Origin of the sequence: Streptomyces sp. NPDC006207 (genome assembly GCF_040613835.1) — a bacterium.
Classification (GTDB): Bacteria; Actinomycetota; Actinomycetes; order Streptomycetales; family Streptomycetaceae; genus Actinacidiphila.
Window position 1 is genome coordinate 16,017 of record NZ_JBEXSX010000078.1, and the last position, 20,627, is coordinate 36,643.

The 20,627-nt window shown below is 70.9% G+C and carries 21 protein-coding genes and 4 pseudogenes; 10 read left to right on the forward strand and 15 right to left on the reverse strand.

Going from position 1 to position 20,627, the window contains the following annotated elements:
- Positions 1-139 precede the first annotated feature (139 nt).
- Entirely contained in the window at positions 140-337 is a 198-nt protein-coding gene (locus ABZ312_RS39210) for a hypothetical protein (protein ID WP_500332067.1), read from the reverse strand.
- A gap of 31 nt (positions 338-368) precedes the next feature.
- Entirely contained in the window at positions 369-710 is a 342-nt protein-coding gene (locus ABZ312_RS39215) for an SHOCT domain-containing protein (protein WP_500332066.1), read from the reverse strand.
- A gap of 186 nt (positions 711-896) precedes the next feature.
- Between ABZ312_RS39215 and ABZ312_RS39220 the strand changes: the two genes are divergently transcribed.
- Positions 897-3,680 carry a heavy metal translocating P-type ATPase gene (locus ABZ312_RS39220; RefSeq protein ID WP_500439779.1) on the forward strand — a complete coding sequence of 928 codons (2,784 nt, stop codon included), beginning with the start codon at positions 897-899 and terminating at the stop codon, positions 3,678-3,680.
- Positions 3,681-3,808: 128 nt separating this feature from the next.
- Here the strand turns inward: ABZ312_RS39220 and ABZ312_RS39225 are convergent, their stop codons facing one another.
- Positions 3,809-4,012: a hypothetical protein gene (locus ABZ312_RS39225; RefSeq protein ID WP_500439780.1), complete on the reverse strand. Its 204-nt coding sequence runs from the start codon at positions 4,010-4,012 to the stop codon at positions 3,809-3,811.
- Positions 4,013-4,020: 8 nt separating this feature from the next.
- Between ABZ312_RS39225 and ABZ312_RS39230 the strand changes: the two genes are divergently transcribed.
- On the forward strand, positions 4,021-4,182 hold the full coding sequence (locus ABZ312_RS39230; protein ID WP_500332063.1) for a hypothetical protein: 162 nt from the start codon (positions 4,021-4,023) through the stop codon (positions 4,180-4,182).
- Positions 4,183-4,223: 41 nt separating this feature from the next.
- Here the strand turns inward: ABZ312_RS39230 and ABZ312_RS39235 are convergent, their stop codons facing one another.
- Entirely contained in the window at positions 4,224-4,808 is a 585-nt protein-coding gene (locus tag ABZ312_RS39235) for a rhodanese-like domain-containing protein (RefSeq protein ID WP_500332062.1), read from the reverse strand.
- Positions 4,809-4,864: 56 nt separating this feature from the next.
- Here ABZ312_RS39235 and ABZ312_RS39240 point away from each other — a divergent pair, with 56 nt between their 5' ends.
- Positions 4,865-5,143, forward strand: a complete 279-nt coding sequence (locus ABZ312_RS39240; protein ID WP_500332061.1) for a metal-sensitive transcriptional regulator — start codon at positions 4,865-4,867, stop codon at positions 5,141-5,143.
- Between the two features lie 58 nt (positions 5,144-5,201).
- Here ABZ312_RS39240 and ABZ312_RS39245 read toward each other — a convergent pair whose 3' ends face one another.
- The 5 genes and pseudogenes from ABZ312_RS39245 to ABZ312_RS39265 form a co-directional block, all read right to left on the reverse strand.
- Positions 5,202-5,945, reverse strand: coding sequence for a sulfite exporter TauE/SafE family protein (locus tag ABZ312_RS39245; RefSeq protein ID WP_500358340.1), 744 nt, complete (start codon positions 5,943-5,945; stop codon positions 5,202-5,204).
- A 158-nt stretch (positions 5,946-6,103) separates the two neighbouring features.
- Entirely contained in the window at positions 6,104-7,477 is a 1,374-nt protein-coding gene (locus ABZ312_RS39250) for a rhodanese-like domain-containing protein (RefSeq protein WP_500332059.1), read from the reverse strand.
- A gap of 118 nt (positions 7,478-7,595) precedes the next feature.
- Positions 7,596-8,373 (reverse strand): annotated as a pseudogene (locus tag ABZ312_RS39255) (TSUP family transporter).
- 475 nt (positions 8,374-8,848) lie between these two features.
- Positions 8,849-9,307 carry an ArsI/CadI family heavy metal resistance metalloenzyme gene (locus ABZ312_RS39260; protein ID WP_500439781.1) on the reverse strand — a complete coding sequence of 153 codons (459 nt, stop codon included), beginning with the start codon at positions 9,305-9,307 and terminating at the stop codon, positions 8,849-8,851.
- 31 nt (positions 9,308-9,338) lie between these two features.
- Positions 9,339-10,709 carry an NAD(P)-binding domain-containing protein gene (locus tag ABZ312_RS39265; protein WP_500439782.1) on the reverse strand — a complete coding sequence of 457 codons (1,371 nt, stop codon included), beginning with the start codon at positions 10,707-10,709 and terminating at the stop codon, positions 9,339-9,341.
- A 267-nt stretch (positions 10,710-10,976) separates the two neighbouring features.
- Here ABZ312_RS39265 and ABZ312_RS39270 point away from each other — a divergent pair, with 267 nt between their 5' ends.
- Positions 10,977-11,342 carry an ArsR/SmtB family transcription factor gene (locus ABZ312_RS39270; protein WP_500332056.1) on the forward strand — a complete coding sequence of 122 codons (366 nt, stop codon included), beginning with the start codon at positions 10,977-10,979 and terminating at the stop codon, positions 11,340-11,342.
- A gap of 344 nt (positions 11,343-11,686) precedes the next feature.
- On the opposite strand, the gene ABZ312_RS39275 is transcribed toward ABZ312_RS39270, so the two are convergent.
- Positions 11,687-12,256 (reverse strand): permease prefix domain 1-containing protein, encoded by a 570-nt coding sequence (locus tag ABZ312_RS39275; RefSeq protein WP_500358344.1) that lies wholly within the window; start codon positions 12,254-12,256, stop codon positions 11,687-11,689.
- Entirely contained in the window at positions 12,238-12,576 is a 339-nt protein-coding gene (locus ABZ312_RS39280) for a PadR family transcriptional regulator (protein ID WP_500332054.1), read from the reverse strand. The genes ABZ312_RS39275 and ABZ312_RS39280 overlap by 19 nt, the downstream gene beginning before the upstream one ends.
- Before the next feature lie 92 nt (positions 12,577-12,668).
- On the opposite strand from ABZ312_RS39280, the gene ABZ312_RS39285 reads away from it, so the two are divergent.
- Positions 12,669-13,259 carry a hypothetical protein gene (locus tag ABZ312_RS39285; protein WP_500439783.1) on the forward strand — a complete coding sequence of 197 codons (591 nt, stop codon included), beginning with the start codon at positions 12,669-12,671 and terminating at the stop codon, positions 13,257-13,259.
- An 86-nt stretch (positions 13,260-13,345) separates the two neighbouring features.
- Here ABZ312_RS39285 and ABZ312_RS39290 read toward each other — a convergent pair.
- Positions 13,346-14,236: pseudogene (locus tag ABZ312_RS39290) on the reverse strand (NAD(P)/FAD-dependent oxidoreductase).
- A complete protein-coding gene (locus tag ABZ312_RS39295; RefSeq protein ID WP_500439784.1) occupies positions 14,233-14,646 on the reverse strand; it encodes an arsenate reductase ArsC in 414 nt (137 codons plus the stop codon). Before ABZ312_RS39295 ends, ABZ312_RS39290 begins: the two are co-directional and overlap by 4 nt.
- Positions 14,647-14,717: 71 nt before the next feature.
- On the opposite strand from ABZ312_RS39295, the gene ABZ312_RS39300 reads away from it, so the two are divergent.
- From ABZ312_RS39300 to ABZ312_RS39315, 4 genes and pseudogenes are all read left to right on the forward strand, one after another.
- Positions 14,718-15,032: an ArsR/SmtB family transcription factor gene (locus ABZ312_RS39300; RefSeq protein WP_500439785.1), complete on the forward strand. Its 315-nt coding sequence runs from the start codon at positions 14,718-14,720 to the stop codon at positions 15,030-15,032.
- Positions 15,033-15,069: 37 nt separating this feature from the next.
- Positions 15,070-15,819: an aquaporin gene (locus ABZ312_RS39305; RefSeq protein WP_500332049.1), complete on the forward strand. Its 750-nt coding sequence runs from the start codon at positions 15,070-15,072 to the stop codon at positions 15,817-15,819.
- A pseudogene (locus tag ABZ312_RS39310) lies at positions 15,816-15,954 on the forward strand (pyridine nucleotide-disulfide oxidoreductase); the annotation flags it as partial. The gene ABZ312_RS39305 and the pseudogene ABZ312_RS39310, both read left to right, overlap by 4 nt.
- Positions 15,955-16,699: 745 nt before the next feature.
- Positions 16,700-16,861, forward strand: coding sequence for a hypothetical protein (locus ABZ312_RS39315; protein ID WP_500332048.1), 162 nt, complete (start codon positions 16,700-16,702; stop codon positions 16,859-16,861).
- Positions 16,862-17,053: 192 nt separating this feature from the next.
- Here the strand turns inward: ABZ312_RS39315 and ABZ312_RS39320 are convergent, their stop codons facing one another.
- Positions 17,054-17,545 carry a hypothetical protein gene (locus ABZ312_RS39320; RefSeq protein WP_500439786.1) on the reverse strand — a complete coding sequence of 164 codons (492 nt, stop codon included), beginning with the start codon at positions 17,543-17,545 and terminating at the stop codon, positions 17,054-17,056.
- Positions 17,546-17,778: 233 nt separating this feature from the next.
- Between ABZ312_RS39320 and ABZ312_RS39325 the strand changes: the two genes are divergently transcribed.
- On the forward strand, positions 17,779-18,813 hold the full coding sequence (locus ABZ312_RS39325; RefSeq protein WP_500439787.1) for a hypothetical protein: 1,035 nt from the start codon (positions 17,779-17,781) through the stop codon (positions 18,811-18,813).
- A gap of 269 nt (positions 18,814-19,082) precedes the next feature.
- On the opposite strand, the pseudogene ABZ312_RS39330 reads toward ABZ312_RS39325, so the two are convergent.
- Positions 19,083-20,627, reverse strand: a pseudogene (locus ABZ312_RS39330) (peptidase S8); the annotation flags it as partial.

The following is a 20,627-nucleotide window of genomic DNA, read 5'->3' on the forward strand; positions in this document are numbered from 1 at the left end:
AGCCGACCTGCTCCTGGCGGGTGAGATCCGCAACGCGCCACCGGTCCAGCGGGCACTGGCGCTTCCATAAGAGTGCGTCCTTAACGTTTCTTCGCCGGTGGGTGCTGCACGGGGGTGCGGTGTCCGTGGGCTACGGCACTCATCCTGTGCTGATACGTGGCCGCGTCGATCCGGCCGTGCGGCCACAGGCCGGTGCCCATCGCTGGGCGGCCTCCAGCGCCGCGCGGTGTCCCCGCACCCGGGACAGCGGTGGGCATCGGCTTTCCCCGGTGGTGATCAGCCGTGCCGTGTCGTAGATCATGGCCGCCACGACCAGCACGCCGACCACGATCGGCACCCATGCCGCTCCCATGCCGTTCGTCCGCCTGTCACCGGTGCCGGGCCTGTGGCTGAGAGCGCGGTGGCCCGGCGCGGCCGTCCTCGGGGCTGTGCGGGTCGGCGTCGGAGCCGCGCAGCGTGGCCAGGCGGCGCCGGTACTCCTCCTCGTCGATCTCACCGCGGGCGAACCGGTCGGCCAGGACCTGCATGGGGGCGGGGGCGGCGGGCCCCTGCGGTGGGTTGGGGGCAGCGGGTCCCTGCGGCGGGTCGGGGCGGGCGAAGGCCCGGATCAGCAGCACGGCAAGGGTGATGATCACTGCCCAGAACACGGTCATGCCAACCGCCATCGCGAACCAGCCCCAGCCGCCGATGCCGTGGCCGTACCAGAACATCGCCCTCACCTCTCCGGTTCACCAGGGACCGTCTGCGGTGGTCCGTTGCTTACGGCCACCTTCTCGCCTGCAGCCGCGGGGCGCAGGAGGCCGATGTTCCCCGGTGTTGGGCCGGGCAGCCCATACCGGGTGGGGGTAGCCGGAGGCACAGTGGACGGGGGAGGTATCCAGGAAGGCGAACGTGCCATGGGTGTTCTCGATGTGATCGTGATCGTCGCCGCCATCGTGCTGATCGCTGCGCTGGGCTGGTTCTTCTTCGGGCCGCGTCGCGCCCGTAACGCCCGGCTCGAGGACGGCATGCAGCGGGTGGAAGTGACGGTGCGGGGCGGCTACAGCCCCAATGTCATCCGCGTGCGCCAGGGAACCCCGGTGGAGGTCGTCTTCGACCGGCAGGAGTCCGGGGAGTGCACCTCCCGCGTGGTCTTCCCGGACTTCAAGATCGGTGCAGGACTGCCCGCGCACACGCGTACCGCGGTGCGGCTCAGCCCCGACCAGGCCGGCTCATACAGCTTCAACTGCGGGATGCACATGATCCACGGCACGCTCCTGGTCGAGCCCGCCGAGGGCCTTGAAGCCACCCTCCCCTCCCCTGGCGGCAGCAGCACCACGGCGCCGTCGGGTCCGGTCCCGGCGGGCCCCGCCGCGCCAGAACCTGCTGCGGGTGGCGGCCCGCCCGATCAGGGCAGGGCGGCGGCTGAGGCAGAGGCCGCGGATGCCGCCGAGCGGCAGGCGGAGATCGCAGACCTCACGCGTCGGGTCGCCGTCGGAACCGTGCTGACCCTTCCGGTGCTCTTCGCGGTGATGGCACACGAGTTGTTCGGCGCCCAGTGGGTGCCGGGCTGGCTGCTGAACCACTGGCTGCAACTGGTACTGATCACGCCGGTGATGTTCTACACCGGGTGGCCGATCCACTCCATCGGCTGGCTGACCTTGCGTCATCGCGGCGCCGACATGAACTCGCTGATCACGCTGGGCACGACCGCCGCGTACGGCTACAGCCTGCTGGTGACGGTCGCTCCCGGCCTGCTGCCCAGCGACCTGCGCGAGGTCTACTACGAAGCGGTCGGTGTCATCCTCACCTTGATCCTGCTCGGCCGGCTGCTGGAGGCACGGGCCAAGGCCGGCACCGGTGAGGACATCCGCGCGCTCCTGGGCCTGCAGGCGCGTACCGCCCGGGTGGTCCGCAAGGGCTCCGAGGCGGAGATACCGGTGGAGGAGGTGGCCGTCGGTGACGAGGTCGTGATCCGGCCCGGGGAGAAGATCCCGGTGGACGCCGAGGTCCTGTCCGGAGCCTCGGCGGTGGACGAGTCGATGGTCACCGGGGAGCCGATGCCGGTCACCAAGCGCGCTGGGGACACGGTGATCGGCGCGACCGTCAACGGCACCGGTTCCCTGCGGGTTCGTGCCGCCAAGGTGGGCGCCGACACGATGCTCGCGCAGATCATCCGCCTGGTGCAGGCCGCCCAGGCGTCCAAGGCGCCCATCCAGCGGTTGGCCGACGCGGTCTCGGGCTATTTCGTGCCCGTCGTCATCGCGATCGCCGTCGCCACGTTCGCGGTGTGGTTCACCCTCGGGCCGCCGCCGGCGCTGACACTCGCGCTGGTGTCCGCCGTGGCGGTGCTGATCATCGCCTGTCCCTGCGCGCTGGGGCTCGCCACACCGCTGTCGGTCGTGGTCGGCACCGGCAAGGGCGCACAGGCGGGAATCCTGATCCGCTCCGCCGAGGCCCTGGAGACCGCGCACAAGTTGGACACCATCGTGCTGGACAAGACCGGCACCGTCACCGCGGGCAAACCCGTCCTGACCGACGTGCACACCGCCGACGGGTTCGGCGAGGGTGAACTGCTGCGCCTGGTGGCGGCAGCAGAGGCGGACAGCGAGCACCCGCTCGCGCAGGCCGTCGTCAACGGCGCCCGCGAACGCGCTGTGTCCTGGCCCGCGGCGACCGGGTTCGACTCGGTGACCGGCAAGGGGGTGCAGGCCACCGTCGAGGGCCGGCCCGTGCTGGTCGGGACCGCCCGGCTGCTCGGCGACGTCGGCATCGACACCTCCGGCCTCACTGCCCTCGCGGCCGCTTTCTCTGCCGAGGGCAAGACCCCGGTGCTGGCTGCCGTCGACGGCCGTCCGGCGGGCTTGCTGGCCGTCGCCGACACCGTCAAGGACGACTCTGCCGCCGCGATCGCCGCCCTGCGCCGGCTGGGCATCGAGGTCGTCATCATCACCGGCGACAACGCCCGCACCGCCGCCGCCATCGCCGAGCAGGTCGGCGTGAGCCGGGTGCTGGCCGAGGTCCTGCCCGAGCACAAGGCCGACGAGATCCGCCGCCTGCAGGGGGAAGGCCGGACGGCGGGCATGGTCGGCGACGGCATCAACGACGCCCCAGCACTGGCCGCCGCCGATGTGGGCCTGGCCGCCGGCACCGGCACCGACGTGGCCATCGAGGCCGCCGACGTCACCCTCATCTCCGGCTCCCTGACCGGCGTCGTCACCGCGATCCGGCTGTCGCGGGCCACCATGCGCAACATCCGCCAGAACCTGTTCTGCGCGCTGATCTACAACGCTGTCGGGGTGCCCGTCGCCGCGGGCGTCCTGTACCCGTTGTGGGGCATCCGTCTCAGCCCGATCATCGCCGCCGCCGCCATGGCCCTGTCTTCCCTGTCGGTGGTCACCAACGCCTCCCGCCTGCGCCGCTGGCACCCGCCCGCCCGGCGGCCGACGGGCGTTCAACCGCAGGTCGAATCCGCTGCCGGCCGGTCACCGGACTGGCCCGGACAACCCGGCCAGGGGACCGTGGTGGACCCGGTGTGCGGGATGCGCATCGACCCGGCAGCCGCCACCGACCGCCGCGAAAGCGCTGAGGAAAGCAACTGGTTCTGCTCCCCCAAGTGCGCGGCCACCTTCGACGCCGAACCGGGCCGCTACGGTCCCCCGTCAGGCGGCCAGCACCAGGAGGGAAACCACCCGCGGTGAGCAACGCAGCAGCGCCGGCGAAACCGCGTGTAGCAGTCACCGCGGTGAAGTCCGTCCCCCGACTCCAGCCGCCAATCAGCGACACCCGCTTGTCCTGCAAGAAGATCCTCGCCGGCCCATCCACCTGATCACCCGAGCCTTCGTCCGCCCGGACCCGGCCGCAGGCCACTGGCCTTGCCACGCGGCTTGTACACCGACAGCGCCACGGCCACGAGCAGCACCGCCAGGGCAGCCCCCGCGTCAACCACCAGTTGCACCCGCATCCGCTCCTGATCGGACCCGGACAGCGCAGACGTTGCTGCCGCGCCCGCCACACGGTCGACAACCTGCATGTGCGCATGTGCACCAGCAGCAAAACGGTGGCAAGGACGGTCATCACGAGCTTTATCAAGACCCGGTAATGCCGGAACAGACCCAGGCGCTGCCCCATGACTGGACCAGCCCGGTCAGCAGCGATGCGATGACGTCGAACACCTTCACCGCGGCATACCGCCCTCGGTGACGTCGAACGCGGAGCCATCGGGGTCGGTGTTGGGCGGCAGGTCAGCCATGACTGGTCTCCGCGGTCTCGGCACGCACGGACAACGCGGAGGTTCCGCTCTTGGGGGCCCGGTTGTGGGGGAGCCTGGCCAAGAGAGCAGCCATGCCGCAGGTGTTGGTCACTCCCGAGAAGACCAGTCCGGCACCGACAGCGCCGGAGATCCAATGCGCGGGCAACCAGGCCAGTCCGGTCAGAAAACCGATGACCACCAGGGACCCGGCGGCCAGTCGGACCTGGCGGTCCATGGGCCAGGTTGCGCGGGCTCCGGCGGTCCGCTCGACGTCGTGGCCGGCCGCCCGCCAGGCGCTCGTGCCGCCGTCCAAGGTAACGGCCTCGATGCCCAGGCGGGCCAGCTGGGCGCAGGCCTTGGCCGAGCGGTTCCCGGAGGCGCACACCATCAGCAGGGGTGTGCGGGCCGCGACGGTCTTCAGCGCGTCGGCGGCCTCCTCCAGGCGATCCAGAGGAATGTTGTGGGCGCCGGGCAGGTGGCCGGTGGCGTATTCGCCGGGGGTGCGCACGTCGATGACGGTGAAGTCGCCGTAGCGGGCGGTGGCCTGGCCTGGGGAGAGTGCGGTGGGGGCGGTCACGGAACCATGCCTTTCAGTGAGCGTTAAGATACGGGCGGGGGTATTTGGGAGGTTGCGTGGAACTCAACATGAGTGCCGACGAGCTGAAGTCGGCGCTGAACCGGTTGCGGCGGGCTCAGGGCCAGCTCGCGGGGGTCATCAAGATGATTGAGGAGGGCCGGGACTGCGAGGACGTCATCACGCAGCTGGCTGCCGTCTCGCGTGCTCTGGACCGTGCCGGTTTCTCGCTCATCGCGACGGGCCTGCAGCAGTGCATGACCAGTGAGGACCCGGCGGTGCGGGACTCCGCGCAGATGCGGGCCCGCCTGGAGAAGCTCTTCTTGTCGCTGGCCTGAGCCCCCGGCCTGCCGTGGCCCGGGGTTCCTGGCGGCTGCGGCAGGCCACGTACGGCGGTCATCGCAGTGCTCCGATCCCCATGACCACGGCCACGGTCATCAGCAGGCATCCGAAGGCGCGTTGCAGTGTCGCCGGTGAGACCTTGGCGCTGAGCCTCTTGCCGTCCCAGGCGCCCAGGACTGCGGCTGCGACGAACGGCATCACCAGGGCCCAGTCCAAGGTGGCGGCAGTGGCCGCCCGGGCCACCAGGGCCGCCAGCGCGTTGGCGATGATGACCAGCAAGCTGGTGCCCACGGCCGCGCTCATCGGTACCGCCAGGACGGTCACCAGCGCCGGGACGGCGAGGAACCCACCCCCCACGCCGAGAAATCCGGTCACCGCGCCCAGCCCGGCCCCGGCCGTCGCCGCGCGGCGTGCCGACACCGCCACGTTCACCGGTGGCGTCCGGCGGCGCAGCATGCGCAGCGCGGCCAGCACAGCAAGCACGGCGAAAGCCAGCGTCAGCACGGGGGCGGGAACACGCGCGGACACCGCCCCGGCGGCTGCCGCGGGCAGCAGACCGGCCGCCGCGAACAGCAAGCCCGCCCGCCAGCGCACCGCCCCTGCGCGGGCATGAGCCAGCACTGCGGTGAGCGAGGTGACGACCACGATGATCAAACTGGCGGTGGTCGCCGCAGCAGGGGTGAAGCCCAGCAGATAGATCAGCGCCGGGACCGTGAGGATGCTGCCGCCCGCGCCAAGCGAGCCCAGCGCCAGGCCGACGGTGGCGCCGGCTGTCAGGGCGAGGATCAGCGCGGTCATGTGACGCTGCCCGCCGCCGGGCATGCGCGGGACATGTGCGGGGCCGGCGCGGGAAGAATGCGGCCGGGACTGCGTCGGGGGAAGAGCATGGCGTTGGTCCTTGGGTGCTCCTGCTCTGCCGGCCACTCGGGGCGGCGGCAGGCAGGCAGGCGGTGCGGTCAGATCCGGGCAGGGGTGACGAGCGGGAGGTCAGCGTCGGCGGCGGCTACGTAGACGTCGTCGACGGCCACCACGGACCGGCCGGCGGCGTCGAGAACGGACGCGGCGATCGCCGCGCGCATCCCGCCCGCGCAGTGCACCCACACCGTGCCCGCGGGCACCTCGTTCAGGCGCTGGTGGACCTGGTGAATGGGGATGTGCACGCTGCCCTTGATCCATCCACCGGCCCGCTCGCTGTCCCGGCGCACGTCCAGAACCACGGTGTCCTCGGCGTGCTCGCGTGCAGCGGCCAGATCGGCGAACCTCGCCCGCGGGAACGACACGAGCTGGTCGTGTGCGGTGACCCAGTCGGCCGGTGAGCCGACGGCGGCCGCGGCCGGGCGGTCGATGCCCACGCGTGCCAGTTCCCTCTGGGCGCGGGCGAGGGCCTCGGCGCTGCCGGCCAGGAGCGTCACCGGCTTGCCCCACGGGATCATCCACGCCAGATATGTCGCCAGCTGCCCTTCGACCTCAAAGTTGTACGACCCGGCCAGGTGACCGGCGGCAAAGGCCACCCGGCTGCGGAGGTCGACGACCCACTCCCCCGCCGCGAGGCGCCGCGCGATCTCGCCGGCCTCGGCATGCTGCGGCGCGGTCAGGTCCAGCGGCACGGGACCGGCGGCGTTGGCCGGACCCATGTGCGCGTAGTAGGCCGGCACATCATCCAGTGAGGCCAGCAGCCCAACCACGAACCTCTGCACGTCCTGGACCAGCGCCGGGTTGGACGCCTTCTCTGCGCCGATGGTGCTGTGCTCGCCCCCGGACTGGGTGGAGGAGCAGAAACTGCCGAACCCGTGCGTGGGCATCACCGGCACCTCATCGTCCAGTTCTGCGGCGAGCCGGTGCACCGAGGCGTGCTGGGCCCGGGCCAGCTGTCCGGTCAGGCGTGGCTCCACCAGGTCGGGCCGTCCCACGCTGCCGATCAGCAGCGACCCGCCGGTGAAGGCGGCCACCGCTCGCCCGTTCTCCTCCAGCACGTAGGAGGTGTGGTGCGGGGTGTGGCCCGGGGTCGCCACGGCACGCAGCACAAGCCCGTCTTCGATGTGCTCCGCGTCCCCGTCGGTCACCGGGATCCGCGCGTAGGCCACCGACGCCCCGGCGGGCACCAGGTAGCGGGCGCCGGTCAGCCGGGCCAGCTCCAGGCCGCCGGTGATGTAGTCGTTGTGCAGGTGCGTCTCGGCGACTGCCGTGATCTGCACCCCGTGCCGGGCGGCCGCGGCCATCACCCGGTCGATGTCCCGCGGCGGGTCCACCACGACCGCGCAGCGGGCTCCGCCCACCAGGTAGCTGCGGTTTCCCAGACCTTCGGTCTCCAGGGTGTCGGCAAAGAACACGGTCCTCTCCCTCCTCACGTTTTTACCCCCGGGGGTATCTACTGACCACCGTAACAGATACCCCGGGGGGTATTTTTGGGCGTGTGGTGGCCGCCGTCTCAGCAGCGAGAGCACACGGTCAGTGCACCGCTTGGGCGGCGTAGAGGGCACCGAGGGCCACGGCCAGGGTTCCCAGCGTCAAACGCAGTGCGGTCTCGGGCAGTCGGGGCTGGAGCCGGGCGCCGAGGTGACCGCCGATGAGGCCGCCGAGTCCGCAGGCCAGCCTGAGGTACCAGTTCGGAGCAGTGGTGTCGGAGCCGGCGAGCGACGGCAACGCGAGGTGCCGGCACCTGCCAGTGAGGTGACGAAGGTCGAGGCGAGCGCGGCCGGGGCGACCTGCGCGACGGGCATGCCACGCGCCACGAGAAGCGGGCCGAGTAGGGAGCCGCTGCCGATGCCGTAGATCCCGCCTCGGTTCCGACCACGAAGGCCGGGCGGGTCACGGCGCGGGCGGAAGGCCGCCCGTCTGCCCGCCGGGCGGGCCGTAGCGCGCGAACGCACAACCAGGTGCCCAGGGGAAGCAGCAGGGCTGCCACCAGGAGGCGGAAGACGGCGGGGCCGGGAACGGCGATGACGCGGATGACCGCACCGACGACGACGCCCGGCAGCGTTCCGCGGACCCGCCGGCGGGACAGCGGTCCGTGCACCAGACCGTCACGGTGGTAGCGGGCCGGTGCTCCGGGACCGGCCACGACGTTGAACAGCAAATTGGTCGGGGTGACCGCCGGGCTGGGCACGCCGAGCACACTCAACTGCACCGGCAGCAGGAGGATCACCCCCGAGACCCCGACCGGTGCAGTCACCGGTGCGATCAGCAGGCCGGCAGCCAGCCGGGCCAGCCCCGACTCCCAACCCATCACACCCCCGCCGCCCCCGGTCGTCGTCCCGAGTGTCTCGCGGCCATCTCCCGGCACACGCGCCGGGCCACGGGTGGCTGCCCGCCCCTCAGCGGCCACGAGCACCACCGGCAGTGTGCTGTTTGTTGGTGTGGGAGTCGGGCCCGAAGCCGCAGGAGACGGCGTTGACCGCGTTGCGCGTCCCACCGCCGACGCCTGAGCGGTATCCGGCCCGGCGAAGGGCGCCAGGGTGCTGTCCCTTGAATGATCACCGGGGCTCGGTGGAGCGGGCACCGGCCGCGGGGCGACGGCGTTCGCGGGGGCGGTTGAGGGCGTGCTGGCCGGGTGCGAGTATCCGCCGCGGCCGGGGAAGGCGTGGTAGACGGCGCCCCAGCCGGCGATCTGCGTGAGGCAGAGTGCGGGCAGGGCGGCGCGCGGCCTGGACCGGCCCCCTTCTCCGGTCCAGGCCGCGCGTGATGGGAGGTTGGTCACGTGGTCAGCAGCAGCCGCCGACTGCGGAGGCCTGGGGTTCGGCCGGGGTGGCGTCGGTGCTGCAGCAGGTGCCGGCCGGTTGCTTGGTCAGGTCTCCGGCGTCGGCCTTGACGACGTAGACCTCCCAGGGCTCCTTGCCGGGGCCGTGGACCCAGACCTTGTCCTGCAGGGCGTAGCAGCAGGAGGTGTCGGTCTCTTCGGTGGTGGCCAGGCCCGCTTGGTCGAGTCGGCGGGTGGCGGCGGTGACGTCGTCGGTGGAGGCGACTTCGACGCCGAGGTGGTCGATGCGGGTGTCCTCGCCGGGCTCGCCTTGGAACAGGACGAGCTTGAGCGGGGGTTCGGCGATGGCGAAGTTGGCGTAGCCCTCGCGGAGCTTGGCCGGTTCGGTGCCGAAGAGCTTGGTGTAGAAGGCGATGGACGCCTCAAGGTCGGGGACGCGGAGGGCGAGCTGTACGCGGGACATGACGTGCCTCTTCTCTCCGGGTGGGTGGGTGTCAGCAGCCGCCGCTGGTGGCGGGGGCGCCGATACCGATCTGCAGGACAGCCGGGGCAGCGCAGCAGCCGCCACCTGCGTCCTGGGTGGTGTCGGGCTGGTCGAACAGACCGGCACCGCCGCACACGCCGGTGTCGGGGAGGGTGAGCTCGACGCGTTCGGCGGCCTCGCGGTCGCCGGCGATGGCGGCGGCGACGGAGCGGGTCTGCTCGTAGCCGGTCATGGCCAGGAAGGTCGGGGCGCGGCCGTAGGACTTCATGCCGACCAGGTAGACGTCCTGCTCGGGGTGGGACAGTTCGTTCACGCCGTGCGGGTAGACGGTGCCGCAGGAGTGCAGGTTGGGGTCGATCAGCGGGGCGAGGGCGGTCGGGGCCTGCAGGCGCTCGTCCAGGCCGAGCCGGATCTCCGACAGGAACGTCAGGTCGGGACGGAACCCGGTCAGCGCGATGACCTCGTCGACGGGTTCCAGGCGGCGTCCGTCTTCGGCGACCAGGACGAGGCGGCCGTCGGTGTGGCGTTCGATGGCTTCGGTGCGGAAGCCGGTCACGGCGTTGGCGTGGCCGTTGTCGACGGCGGCCTTGGCGGCCAGGCCGAGGGCTCCGCGGGCGGGGAGCTGGTCGGCTGCTCCGCCGCCGAAGGTGTCACCGGAGATGCCGCGCCGCAGGATCCACACGGCGTGCGTGCCGGCGCCGTCGTCGGCCTCGGCCAGGTCGGCGAGGTAGGCGAGGGCGGTGAAGGCGGAGGCGCCGGAGCCGATCACGGCGGTGCGCTTGCCCGCGTAGCGGGCGCGCACGGCAGGGTCGTTCAGGTCCGGGACGCGGTAGGTGATGCGGTCGGCCGCTGTCCTCTCGCCCAGGGCTGGCAGTCCGTTGCCGCCGGCCGGGCTGGGCACGGCCCAGCTGCCGGAGGCGTCGATGACGGCGCGGGCGGTGACGCGCTCCTCACGGCCGTCGGCGTGTGCGATCTGCACCACGAACGGCTGCGTTTCCCGGTCGGCGTCCACGATCCGGTCGCGTCCGGCCCGGGAGACCCCGGTCACCGTGGTTCCGTAGCGGACCTTGTCACCCAGGACGTCGGCGAGCGGCTGCAGGTACTGCTCGGCCCAGTCGCCGCCCGTCGGGTAGGTGGCGCCGTCCGGGCGGACCCACCCGGTGGGGGCGAGCAGCTTCTCCGCCGCCGGGGCGGTGACCTCGGCCCAGGTGGAGAACAGCCGCACGTGCGACCACTCGCGCACCGCGCTGCCTGCGACCGGGCCGGCCTCCAGCACCAGGGGTTCGATACCTCGCTCCACCAGGTTGGCGGCAGCGGCAAGCCCTGCGGGCCCGGCTCCGATCACGACAACAGGCAGCTCGGTGGTGACAGGCGCGTTCACGACGACTCCTCGGTGTTTCGACATCTGTCGATACATGTTTGCGCCGCCAGGATTGCAGTTGCTTCGACGAACGTCAACATAGACATCCATGGAATCAGAAGATTCATCCGTGGAGCGGATCGAGGCCGCGATAGCCGGGTCGTGCACGCGGTGCGCGGGACGGACAGGGCCTGTGCCGCCACAGCCCACAGACCGGCCGGACGCTTTGTCCGCACCGGCGAGGTCGGCCCCTCGCCTCTATAGTTCGACGTATGTCAACATAGACGTATGTCGAATGTGGAGCTGCTGCCGGTCCTGGACTCCGAGGTCGTCGTGCCGTGCTGCCCGCCGCTGACCGAACGGCCCTTGGACGCGGAGGAGGCCGAGCGGGCCGCCAAGATGTTCAAGGCTCTCGGCGACCCGGTCCGGCTCCGCCTGTTCTCCGCGGTCGCCTCCCACGAGGGCGGCGAGGCGTGCGTGTGCGACATCTCCGACGTCGGCGTGTCCCAGCCGACCGTCTCCCACCATCTGAAGAAGCTCAAGGAAGCCGGTCTGCTCAGTTCCGAGCGACGCGGCACATGGGTCTACTACCGCGTCGAACCGTCGGTAGTGGCCGCGATGAGCAAGCTTCTGGCTGGCGCCGCGGCGGCCTGAGGCTCCGACGAGCCGCCCGGTTCGTCGTCAGCGTTTGGTCTCCGCGAGCTGGGCCACGCACTCCACCAGCCCTCAGGCCCACGCTCTCACCGCCATCTACCATCTGCGAAAACTCGTGACTTGGCGCCCGTCCGCGCCAGGGCGTCACCAGTTGCAGCTGGGGCGGCGCAGCAGTCCTCGCCGTGCCCGGCAACGCGACCGCCTTCCCTGTTGCCGCAGGCGCATGTCGGTTGTCGGTCGGGGCCACGTGCACGGGTGCTCGGACGGGACTTGCATCCGGTACCCAGGTACAGCCATCGGGCCCTGGGCACAGGATCGCCCTGCCTTCACGAGTGGAGGGAACGTCAGGCGATTGGGCGGAGGCGCGGAAGTGCGCGCAGAGTCAGGGCGAGCCGACAGGCGCTTGCGGTGGCCGCGAGCACGAGGGGGCCGGTGAGCGTCGGCGCGAGTAGGGCGAACATGGTCAGCGCTGCGGCGTCGAGAGCCACCAGGCCGGTACCGGCCGCGATCGCAGCGGGCCGGATGCGGCGGTACGGTCCTCGCCAGGCGACCGCGAGCGCACTGACGACGAGCAGGGCCAGCGGCAGGGCCGCGTGCGCGGCGGCGGGCATGGTTCGCCAGGTTGGCGTGGTGACAAGCACGGTGGCCCAGCAGCCGCCGACCAGGGGGCCGGTGGCAAGCAGTCCGCGGGCGAGTCGGCGCCCAGGGGCGATGTGCGCGAAAGCGGCAGTGACCTGTTCGAGGGTGCCGAAATCGGCGATGGCCACCTCGGCCGCGGCGTCGGGGGCGAGTCCCTGGTCGCGGAGGTCGTCGTAAGACGCGAGCAGGCCGTCGGTCAGTTCAGCGGCGATGTCGGCGGGCAGCCGCTCGTGCAGAGCGTCCAGGTAGGCGCCGATCAGGTGGAGCGTGGCCACGGCTGGCCCTCCAACAGGGTCGTGACGAGCGCGGAGAATTCCTGCCAGCCGGTGCGCTCGCCGGCCAGGGCGGCGTGGCCGGCCTTGGTGAGCGTGTAGCTGCGGCGGGGACGGGGGCCGTCGGTGTCCCAGGTGCCGCTGATCAGACCGGACTCCTCCAGGCGGCGCAGCGCCGGATAGACGGTGCCGGTGGGCAGGTCGATGCGTCCGGCCGAGCGGTCGCGCAGTGCCTCCTTGACCGCATAGCCGTGCCGGGGGCCCTCTTCGAGCGTGGCCAGCAGCAAGGCATCCAAGTGACCTTTCAGTACTTCTGCCCTCATGCGTAGTGACGCTACTGGTCCAGGGCTTCCCGGACCAGAGACCGAGCAGTAGCGTTCCTATATAGGTAGCCACACTACTCAGGGGCCGACGGATGGACCTTTTCGGGCTCCACGTGCCGGAGACATCGCCGGTCTTCCTGGGCTTCCTGGCTGTGCACGTGGTGGCGGCGCTGGTGGCCGTGGTGGCCGGAGCGGCGGCTGCGCTGGTGCGGCGCAAGGGCAGCGGGCGACACAGCAATTTCGGCGGTGTGTACCTCTGGGCGATCTGCGCGGTCTTCGCCACCGCCACGGCCCTGACGGCCATGCGCCCGCGCGAGGACTACCACCTGTTCCTGATCGGCTCGGTGGCGTTCGCCGGGGCAGGTCTCGGGCGTACGGCCAGGCGTCGACGCTGGTCCGGCGATGCGGCGCACATCATCGGCATGGGCGGTTCCTACGTCGCGATGCTGACCGCGTTTTACGTGGACAACGGTCCTCAACTGCCGGTCTGGGATCGGCTGCCCACTGTGGCCTACTGGCTACTTCCCGCCGCAGTCGGAACCCCGCTGATCTGGCGCGCCGACCGCCGTGCCCGCGCGCGGGCCTCCGCCCTCGGCGTCGGGCAGACGCGGTTCCTCCGGGAGGACGCCCCCGGACGGCTTTCCGAGGAAGATCCGAGCCCTGACGGCGTCGGACACGGATGACGGGGCCTCAACTGGTCGCGGTCGGCCAAGACTTCGACGGGCCGGCGTCCCTACCGGGTGCCGGCCCGTCAGTGTCCGCGCGACCGTCAAAGGGCGGCGAGATAGCGCTCGGCGTCCAAGGCGGACGCGCAGCCGGTGCCGGCGGCGGTGATGGCCTGGCGGTAGGTGTGGTCGACCACGTCGCCGGCGGCGAAGACGCCGGGGATCGCGGTGCGGGTGCTGGGCGCGTCGACCTTCAGGTAGCCCTCTTCGTCCAGGTCGAGGACGCCCTTGAACAGCTCCGTGCGCGGGTCGTGGCCGATCGCCACGAACAGGCCGGTCACGGGCAGTTCACGGGTGTCGCCGGTCTTGGTGTCCTTCAGCGTCAGGCCCGACAGCTTGCCGTCGGTGCCGTGTATGGCGGCGACTTCGCTGTCCCAGGCGAAGGAGATCTTCGAGTCGGCGAAGGCCCGCGCCTGCACGGTCTTGGCGAAGCGGGACAGGAACGTCGCCTCTTCGATGGCGGTGTCGCCGCCGCCGATGACGGCGATGTCGTGCTCGCGGAAGAAGAACCCGTCACAGGTGGCGCAGTACGACACGCCCCGGCCGGACAGTTCGCCCTCGTTCGGCAGGCCGAGCCTGCGGTGCTGCGAGCCGGTGGCGAGGATCACGGCCTTGGCCCGGTGGACGGTGCCCTCGGAGTCGGTGACGGTCTTGACGTCCTCGCTGAAATCGACCGCACTCACGTCGTCCGGGACGAGTTCGGCTCCGAACCGCTCGGCCTGGGCCCGCATGTCGTCCATCAGGTCCGGGCCCATGATGCCGTCGCGGAAACCGGGGAAGTTCTCGACCTCGGTGGTCTGCATCAGCGCGCCACCGGCGGTGACCGAGCCCTAGAAGACCAGCGGTTTCAAAGAGGCGCGGGCGGTGTAGAGCGCGGCGGTGTACCCGGCGGGCCCGGAGCCGATGACGATGACCTCGCGGACCTGCTCGCTCATGCCTTCGGCTCCGGGGCGATCTCGGCGATCAGGCCCTCGATCCGGGTCTTGATCTCGTCACGGATGGGGCGGACGGCTTCGACGCCCCGACCGGCCGGGTCCTCCAGCGTCCAGTCCAGGTAGCGCTTGCCGGGGAAGACGGGGCAGGCGTCGCCGCAGCCCATGGTGATGCACACGTCCGAGGCCTGGACCGCCTCGACGGTCAGCACCTTCGGGATCTCGGCCGACACGTCGATGCCGACCTCCTTCATCGCCTCGACGACGGCCGGGTTGACCTGGTCGGCAGGGGCGGAGCCGGCCGAGCGGACCTCCACGCGGTCCCCGGCGAGGTGGGTGAGCCACGCAGCGGCCATCTGGGAACGGCCGGCGTTGTGGACACAGACGAAGAGCACGGAGGGCTTGTCGGACACGGTGGTCTCTCTTGTCTACGACGGGATGCCCGGGCTGGCATCAGCCCCGGCTGATGTGACAGTATCAGCCCATGCTGACGTCAGTCGACACTGATCTGATCCGGGTTCTGGCGGACCCGCTCAGGCTCCGGATCGTGAGCCTGCTCGCCCGCGAGACGCTGTGCACGACGCATCTCGTGGAGGAGACGGGCGCCCGTCAGACCAACCTCTCCAACCACCTGAAGGTGCTCAGGGAGGCCGGTGTTGTCGAGACCGAGCCGTGCGGCCGGTTCACGTACTACCGGCTGCGGCCGGAGGTCGTCGAGAGCCTGGCCGGGTCCTTCACCGATCTGGCCGCCACCGCGCGGGCCACCGCCGAGAACAACACCAAACGCGCCTGCCCCTGATCCCCGTCCCCCTCGCGCCTCGCCGACAGGAGTCCCGTTGAGCGCCACCGAGACCGCCCCCGTGATCACGGCGGAATCCGCCCCCGCCGTTGTCCCCACACCGCGTGTCCCGTTGACCCGCCGGGCAGCCGCAGAGCTGGTCGGCACGGCGGCCCTGGTCGCCATCGTGATCGGCTCCGGCATCCAGGCCACCGAGCTCAGCAAGGACGTGGGGGTCCAACTACTGGCCAACGCCATCGCCACGGTCTTCGGCCTGGGCGTGCTCATCGCCCTGCTCGGCCCGGTCTCCGGCGCGCACTTCAACCCCGTCGTCACCCTCGCCGAGTGGTGGACCTCCCGCCGCGAGGGCGGGGACGGCGTCACGGCCCGCGAAGCCGCCGCCTACATACCGGCTCAGATCGTCGGGGCGATCGCCGGCGCGATCCTGGCCGATGCCATGTTCGCCGAGCCCCTGGTGAAGTGGTCCACCCACGACCGCTCCGCCGGGCATCTGCTGCTCGGCGAGGTCGTCGCCACCGCGGGCCTGGTGCTGCTGATCTTCGGCCTGGCCCGCACACAGCGGCTGCACTTCGCACCGGTCGCCGTCGCGACCTACATCGGCGCCGCCTACTGGTTCACCTCCTCCACCTCCTTCGCCAACCCCGCGGTCACCATCGGCCGGGCCTTCTCCGACACCTTCGCCGGCATCGCCCCGGCCTCCGTGCCCGGCTTCATCGGCATGCAACTCGTCGGCGGCGTCGTGGGCCTGGCCCTGGTCGCGCTGCTCTTCGCCCGCACCGAGAAGTGATCCGTACGACGCAGGTGGTCGTCCTTCGGCGTAGGCCGACCGGGCCTCGCCTCCGGCTACCACCTGCGTCGTCTCAACCTCGTCATCCTCGACGCACAGAACACCCCAGGAGGGGCCTGGCGGTACGCCTGGGAGCCTGGTGCCGAGCAGGCGTTTCACCACGTGCCGAAAAGCTGCCCTAGATGATCACTGCCTCGGTCGGACTTCTACGCCGGAGCCTTCCCGCTCAATCGTGCGGACCGATGACGAGGCGGGCTCAGACCACCCAAGTACTGCAGCGCTCCGTGCTGTGGCTCTTGCCGGGCCTGCCACGCTCAGCCCCTCTTGATGGTGAGCACAGCACCGGGCTCCAGGCCCTGGAGGTGGCGGTGGGTACAGGTTGTTCCCGTCGGTCCGCGCGTTGTTCGTCGTGTTTGCGTTGTGAGCACAGACCCTGTTCCACTGGCAGGGGCCACGCAGCGTCGCCGCCTCGGTCGCACTGTCATCACCTATCGCGGGTGCCTGCGTCGGTCTGTTGCGGCTTGGCTGGTGGTTGTCGGACTGCTGGCGGGCGGCCGGGTCGCTGGGTTTTTGCCGTCGACCGGGCTGGTCGCTGCTGGTGTTGCCCTGACCTGGGTGGCATGGACGTTGCGGATCATGCGACTCGCGCCCACCTGCCCAGCCCCTGGCGGCGGCCCGGGGCCAGGTGGCGCTAGCGTCCGCGAGCCGCCCGGCCCAAGCCCTGCCTGCCGGGCGACGCCATCTCTCTGCCGTTGCCGGAGGATCCCCCGAACGGGGCTGCCGCGATCGCCTGACGGCCCGCTCGCCAACCGCCGGGTCTGCTGCCTACGGGTGCCAAAGGTGGTACCCAGGGGAGGGAAGAGGGGGTGACGCGGTGCTGATGAGTACGGACGATCCGCTGGCGATCGCAGCGGTGGAGGCCATCCAGGCAGGTGATGTCCCGGCGCTGCACGTGCTGCTGCCGGAGCGTCCGGGCCTGGCGTCGGTGCGGCTGGGCGACGAGAGGATGTCGCGGACCCTGCTGTACGTGGCCACGGACTGACCTGGCGATCGAGCTGGTCCAGCGCGCCGCGAGGGACATCACCGACTTCTACACCTCCGCACGCCGTGCCTCCGGCTGCGGCTGCGGCTGCGGCTGCGGCTGCGGCTGCGGCTGCGGCTGCGGCTGCGGCTGCGGCTGCGGCTGCGGCTGCGGCTGCGGCTGCGGCTGCGAGGAGATGCCCGGCCGGCTGGGTTATTCGGGCTGGGTCACCGTCAGGGCCCACCGGATGTTCTCATCCGATGCGTCAACCCCCACCGAGAAGGATCCCGACCCCACCACACCAGCATCCATCGTCACCGAACCCACCGCCGGGCTACCGACCGGACAGTCCACCGGGAACTCGGCTACCTGCTCCCCCTGCCAGTGCATCGTCACCGCCACGCTGCCCCCGCCCTCGCAAGCAACCGTGAGCACCGTCGGCAGTCCCTCCCACGCTCCCCCGGACACCACTCCCCCATCGCCCCGCCACTCCCCGACCCACACCAGACCCTCCGGACCCGGACGCGGAAGAAGTCCCCCAGCCGCCACGGACGTCGCCACAGCGTCGGCACCGGTCATGCCGGCCGCACCAGCAGCCACCGCCATCGCCGGGCCCGCCCCAGCCACCACAAAGGCCGCCAGCACCGCGGCCACCACGGCCCTCCTCGTGCTCTTCACGCCCGCCCCTCCCTGATCGCCTGTCATGACACGAACATCCTTGCCCCCACCACTGACAATCCGGACTGGCTGCACACCATCCTGGGGATGCGGGAGGGTGCACCTGGCCCTGCGGCCTCAGCCCACGGGAGGCCGAGCCGGGGCGCAGCCCAAGCCCGTTCGGCTTTCTGCCGGCAGGAAAGGCGTCGCCGGCACCGGTGCGAGGGGGCGCTGCCGGGGTCCTTGATGGCCGGGGTTGTCAGATGTCTAAGGTCGCGGCCATGATGAGGACCACGCCGCCGCGCCCTGTCGTTGTCGAGGCGCTCTTCCCGGAGCTGGGCGCTTTGCGGGGGACGACAACCCGGCTTCATCCACGGCCGGGCACACCCGGCCTGTCAGCCAGTTCCGTGGGCGGTCCCATGCTGTGGCCGGCGGACGAGCCATGGCCGGTATGCGACGAGGCCCACGGGCGCGGGCGGGGGCGACGGCCAGCCGACATCCACCGCTACCGGCAGATCCTGGCTGCTGCATGGGCCCGCGAACCGGCCACCGGCCCTACAGACGAAGAACGGGAGCTCCTGCACGAACTGCACCGCGAACACCGGATCCCCGGGGCATCCGAGGCCGACCCGCTGCCGATGATCGGCCTCGCGCAGCTGTACCGGCGGGATGTCCCCGACCTGCCGGCGGGGCCGGGCAACTGCGATCTCCTCCAGGTGTTCTGGTGCCCCTTCAACGCACACGGCCCAAGCCGGTACGACCTCAATGTGCATCTGCGCTGGCGGCAGTCACGGGAGGTCAGCAAGGTACTGACCGCGCCGCCACAGCCGCTGGTCGTCGAATCCGACGGCTTCGTGCCCGAGCCCTGCGTGCTCCACCCGGAGCAGGTGGACACCTACCCCTATGCCGGCCTGCTGCCCGAGAAACTGCTCGCCCGGATCGACACCTGGGAAGATGCCCTTGAACAGAGGGTCGAGCAATCGGCAGGCGAGACCACACAAGAGCAGCTCGCCTACCAGTACGACCTGTCCATCCCGCCCGGCTGGCGCGTGGGGGGCTTCGCCTCATGGCACGCAACCGACCCGTACCCCATGGACTGCCTGACTTGCACGACACCGATGCACCTGCTGCTGACCATCGACAGCTCCGAGTGGGACGGCGGCAGCCGCAGCTGGCGGCCCCTGGAGGAGGACCAGGTACAACCCCTACACCACACCGCCACCCCCACCCAGATCACCGTGGGCCGCTGGGGCGAACTCAACATCTTCACCTGCCCCGATAACCCCGAACACCCACACCGCTGCGCCATCCAGTAGAGCACGACCTCGGCCGATGGCCAGCCGCGGTCCCCTGCGGTGCTCTTGGCGTCTTTAGCACTGGGATGCGGTGTGACCTGCTGTCTGCTGCGTCAACGGGTTTCGGGCAACCCTTGGGGAACGCGGCGAGCCTAGTGGCCTGGTAGGCCGCCCGTTGGCCATGACGGGAGAGGCCCCCGCCGTTGCGGGGCCCGTCGGTGCAGCGACGTCCGCGGGCCGGAACCACGGAGGGCACGAGCCCTGGACCGCGGTTCCGGCCCGCGCGTGGGCTACTTCGTCAGGTAGGCGTCGACGATGGTCTCGTCGACGGTGTTGCCCTGCTTGTCCACGGCCTGGGCCTTGAACGACACGCTGCCGCCGGCCTTGGGGTTGGTGATCTGAACCCGGCCGTCGCACACGCTCAGCTTCTGCCAGTGGGCTCCCTTGTCGTAGGAGGCCCACACGCTCAGGGACTTGAGGTTCCTGCCCGCGGCGGTGCCGCGGACGGTCACCGGGACCCACACCTTCGCCCGTGCCTTGCCCGTGTTGTCGAGGGACAGGGCGGGGGTGAAGCGCACGACGGAGGTGGGGAGCTTGGTGATCCCCGGGGCGAACTCGGAGGAGAACGTCCAGCTCGTGGTCATGCTCGTGGAGACGTCGGCGACCGTGCCGCGCTTGACCGAGACGGTCAGCCGGTAGTCAGCCCGCTCGTTCTCCGCGATGTAGAAGACGTCCATCGGGTTGGAGCTGGTGTTGACGAGCTCACCGTTGCGGTAGAGGGACGTTCGCGCGCTCTCGATCGGTGAGCGGTTGTTGCTGATGTTCCCCTCGCTGTCCGAGAACAGCGGAAGCCGCCCGTCGATCGCCTCGTCGGCCCGGAGCAGTCCGGTGCCTTCCGGGAGATCGGGACCGAAGACACCGACGTTGAACACGTGCTGGTAGGAACGTCCGGGCTTGAAGGTCCTGGTGAGTGCGTCATAGCGGGTCTCATAGGAGTCGTTCGCGTCGACCTGCATGAAGCCCAGCTGCCACGAGGTGTTCCCCGAGAGCAGGTGCAGGGTGCCGGTGTAGGGCAGGGCGTGCACGGTGCCGCGGCCGCCACCGCCCTCGGTGATCGGCGTGATGAATCCGAACTTGCCCTTGGCGGGTGCTCCGAGCTTCACCTGGACCTTGGCGAACTCCCTGGACTTGGCGTGGTGGGTGAAGCCGGTGAGGTACCTGTCGCCGGTCGGCTGGTACACCAGGTGGTACTCGTCGTGCCCGTTGACGCCGGTGGAGAAGCTGGCGACGAGCTTCTGGCTCAGCTTGTCGTCCGCGGCCACCTTGGGGCCCAGGTGGCCGGTGCGGTACTTCGCGAGGGTGCTGGTCAAGACCCCGAAGTAGGTACCGGATCCGTCCGGCAGCTCGACGCCTGCGCCGAAGAAGCCGAATACCTGCTGGGCGGAACGGTCGGGGACGGTGATGTCGAGCGGCTTGGCGGTGCGCGCGTCCACCGTCACCACGGTGTCCTTGCTGACCGCGAGGTCGGGCTGGTTGAACCAGTCACCGCCGAGGTCGTTCGAACCCGCCGGGTCGACCCGGACCATGCTGTTGAGGAAGTACCGGCCCTTGGGGACACGCACCGAGTACGTGTCGCCGTACAGCACGGCGCCGACTCCCATCGCGGGTCCTGACAGGCCCTGCAGCTGGGCGTCCCAGGCGGGGGCGGGTGCGGGCTCGCCCTTGCGGTCCAGCGGCTTCACCGTGACGGTGTACATCTCCGACTCGCGGTCCACGGCCAGCGCGGTGCCGACGGTCTGCCCGTCGCCGGTGGCCGTGACGCGTCCGGTGAAGGC